Below are 832 nucleotides of genomic sequence, written 5' to 3' on the forward strand. Positions count from 1 at the left end.
CCAAGCAACTTGACTGACGCCGAAAAAGCTAAAGATGCAGAAGGAAAAGATGCAGATGGAGTTAAAGATTCACCTGCTCAAGCACCAGCTAAGAAAGCAGGAGCGAAAGAATTGCCAAATACTGGTACAGAACAATCTAGCGCTTCACTTGCTTTAGCACTTCTTGCAGCAGCGACAGGTGGACTCCTCTTCGCTAAAAAACGTGAGGAAGAAGAGTAAGAAATTACTCAAATAAAGCAAAACTGAGAATCTCAATTCTATGAATTTGCTAGAAAAACCGTAAGAAGAAATTCTTACGGTTTTTTGATGGATAATGATTAGGAGAAAGGGGAAATATCAGTCTTACAGATCTTTTGAAATAGTTAAAATTCGTTAAATTTCAATTGATACTCAATGAAAATCAAAGAGCAAACTAGGAAGCTAGCCGCAAGATGTACTTGAGTACGGCAAGGTGACGCTGACGTGATTTGAATTTGATTTTCGAAGAGTATGAATAGTTATTATAGTGGATTGAATCTAGAATAGTACGCTACAGATTTTAAAACATTATTAGAAATTGATTTGAATTTCCTAATCTCTTTGTTCACAACTTATTTCAATCTACTATAAATGCATAGATTATTCTTCCATATAAGAAAAGTTAATGTTCCCATATTTCAAGTGTCTTGATGTAGCATTGTAAACTTGTATAAAGACAGAAAAAACGTTGATATCATCAACGTCAGATTGAAGACAAAATCCTTGGAAGTCAAGTTTCCAAGGGCTTTTGTTTTTGGAAAGTCGTATAATAGAGGTAAAAAGAGTTGTGAGGTGTTCCCTATGTTTCACAAAG

At 35.0% G+C, this 832-nt stretch carries 2 protein-coding genes; one reads left to right on the forward strand and one right to left on the reverse strand.

Going from position 1 to position 832, the window contains the following annotated elements; genetic code table 11:
- Positions 1 to 219 (forward strand): LPXTG cell wall anchor domain-containing protein (locus tag HMPREF2837_RS08480; protein ID WP_261674350.1); only part of this gene is annotated, 219 nt, incomplete at its 5' end.
- Between the two features lie 399 nt (positions 220 to 618).
- On the opposite strand, the gene HMPREF2837_RS11550 is transcribed toward HMPREF2837_RS08480, so the two are convergent.
- Positions 619 to 832: hypothetical protein (locus tag HMPREF2837_RS11550; protein ID WP_222565306.1), on the reverse strand; the 214-nt coding region annotated here is incomplete at its 5' end.

Source organism: Streptococcus sp. HMSC071D03, assembly GCF_001812125.1.
GTDB lineage: Bacteria > Bacillota > Bacilli > Lactobacillales > Streptococcaceae > Streptococcus > Streptococcus pseudopneumoniae_N.